This is a genomic window from uncultured Campylobacter sp., assembly GCF_938045775.1.
Classification (GTDB): Bacteria; Campylobacterota; Campylobacteria; order Campylobacterales; family Campylobacteraceae; genus Campylobacter_B.
In genome coordinates this window covers 1-2,721 of sequence record NZ_CALIBH010000007.1, presented here as the reverse complement: position 1 = coordinate 2,721, position 2,721 = coordinate 1, and the positions used below count along the sequence as shown (strand labels likewise).

At 39.2% G+C, this 2,721-nt stretch carries 2 protein-coding genes; both read right to left on the bottom strand.

Going from position 1 to position 2,721, the window contains the following annotated elements; genetic code table 11:
• Positions 1-479: 479 nt before the first annotated feature.
• Entirely contained in the window at positions 480-2,246 is a 1,767-nt protein-coding gene (locus Q0238_RS00185; RefSeq protein WP_297941682.1) for a DUF4209 domain-containing protein, read from the bottom strand.
• 26 nt (positions 2,247-2,272) lie between these two features.
• Positions 2,273-2,721: YbaK/EbsC family protein (locus Q0238_RS00180; RefSeq protein WP_297941679.1), on the bottom strand; the 449-nt coding region annotated here is incomplete at its 5' end.

The following is a 2,721-nucleotide window of genomic DNA, read 5'->3' as shown; positions in this document are numbered from 1 at the left end:
GGGGTTTCGCGCAGCGGTGATGGCGGCGATCGAGGCGTGCATCGCCAAAGCTCGCAGCTAGCCTCGCCGCGCCTCGTCGGTTTCGGATTTCAAATACGGCGTGTTTGTGTTCGCGCTAATATCGAAATTCTGTACGGGCGCGCTAGCTAAAATTTTGCCTTATCTTTAAATCGCATGAGTTCGCCATTTCTGCAGCAGCGGAATTTACGAGCTCTATGGCGAACAAGCCGCCAAGCCCGCATTGCATTTAAAATTTTAAAATTTAGAGATTTTGGGAAATTTTAATTCAAAATTTCACTCTTAAAATTCTAAATTTATAGGATTATAAATTTGGCGCTCGCAGCAGGGTAAAATTTTGATTTTTAGTCGCGCGAGCCTACGTCCAAAACCATTAAAATCAAACTCATTTGAAAAAATGCAAATATAAATAAAACGCACTATCTTAATAAAATCACTCAAAAAAATTTTCTAGATTGGAGTTATATTGTATACAAAACACAATTATTAACTACTAGCTTAAGGCAAAGCCACCAAATATAAATATCGGCACTATTTGGAGATTCGCTGACCAGTCCGTGACATATTTTATTTCTATAGTTTAGCCCCATCGGCTCCGTTAGTAAAAATTTTAGCTCTTCCGTCAAATCTCTCCCGAGCAATTCATATATTTTTGGTTCTTGCAAAAGCGAATTTATGCTTTTTTCAGATTCTACGCCATTTTCATCGATAGTAGTCGTAGGGATTTTTTCTTGTCGCAATAAAATTCTCGCCAAATGCTCTATTTGAGGTATCAACAAATGACTTGAAACCAAAAAGTCTCTATCAAAGCCGTAATATAAGCCTTGCGCCCAGATATCTACCCTATCAACCGGAACTACGCTAGAGTTTCTGCAAACATCATAAATGAAACGCATAGACACTCTATGCTCCTTTAAAATTTGCCAAAATGCTGGCAATATGCTGCTGTCTATCGCCAACTCGACATGTATATTATATTGCTGGTACATTTCATGTTTTAATCGATCATCTTTTGTAGTTATTTGCGATAATTTTCTTCCGCCGGCATCTACGTAAATTTGAGTAATAAGATTTGAAAAAAGAGACTTCTTTAAAAGATTCTCGGATGACTTTTTGATCTCTTCATATAGTGGATTTGCTGTGATATTAGCTAGGCATAATACCGCTTCAGATAGTTGCTTGCCTTTTACTGCTAGCTTTGCATTATTTTGATAACGCGAAATATCGATCTTATCGGTAGCAATCAAACTCATTTCGCTTATAATATCTTGGTTATTTTGCCCCATTAGCTTACGTATCTCGTCTATTTTTTGATCGATTCCGAGCTCATTTCTATCTTTTGTAGGGATGCTTCTGAGCTCTTTTAGTGCTTGCTCTAGGTCTATTTTTGACGATATAGCGCTACTTTCTTTTGCTTTTTCTATTAAGATATTAGCTATTTTAAGTGCAGTTTCGGCTATTTTGGGGCTATTTTTGAGCTTCTTATACCATTTTTGCGACTCTTGATAATAGTCTATAGCCGCTATAAATTCTTCCTCTTTGGCAAAAGCATCGGCAAAATTTTCTAATTTTTCAGCTACGCTTGATTGCAGTTTTTTGTCCAACTTAGCAATATCCAATAAATACGACATCCTTAAGCAGTAGTATTGATCGGTTGGCTCCGCCTTATTAAAACATTCTAAAATTTTATTCGATATTTCGGCGTATTGATTTTTTGTGATTTTGGATAATCGCGATAGCCTGATAGCCCTTTCAAAAGCATCTATATTAAATTGGTTTAGCGACTTTGGCTCTAGAGAGATTTTCGAGTATTCATTTGCGGCGATCTCTAAAAATTTGATATTTTTGGGACTTTTTAAAATCCATAAAATATCGGCGATCCTTGATTTTAGTTTGCAATCGGTTATTTCATCTAAAATACTCTCGAAAAATTCCAAATCCTGCTCGGTAAAATCATCTAATATCGCCGATCTGCAATCGCCCGCGATGCATCCGGCTTCGTACGGCTCATTTGTGCTTTTAGGTTTTAAGGTCATAGAGCAAGCGTCCCTTAATAAATAAAATACCTTACTTACTTTTAAATCTCCGTTTTTAAAATTTTCCTCGCACAAGTCCGCAAATTTAAAACTGTAAGCGTCAAAATATTTTGCGTCTTTGAGTATTTCGTCCAAGTTTATACCTAAAAAATCATCTTTGGTTATCGTCATTTGCCGTATTTCTTCGATCAAATTTCAGCCTTTTTAAACAAAATTTCTCACTCCGCCATCGCAAATTTGACCAATCTCGGCCGAGCGATACGCTCGTAGTCCTTCGTGTTTAAAATGATAGAGCGATCCAGTAAGCCTGCGTTAAAAGCAAGCTCGGCATAGCGCGTAAGCAGGCTAGGATCGGCGATCAGCTCTAGCTCCTCGTGAAAGCTAAACGGCGGAACGCTGCCAAAGACGCAGTCGGTTAGTCGTATGACCTCATCGGGGCTTGCTAGGCTTGCTCTAGTGCCGCCAAGCGCCTGTGTGATGAGCTGCAAATCAGCCTTGTAATCCGCCGGCAGCACCGCCAAAACATATCGTTTGGCGCCGCCGCCCTTTACGACTTCCACTTTTTCAACGGCACCGACCGGAATCATATCTAAGTGGCTAACACCATTCCAATTGACAGGAATACCATCAATCATCACAAGAGTACCGCCGGTAATTCCTCGGAGAT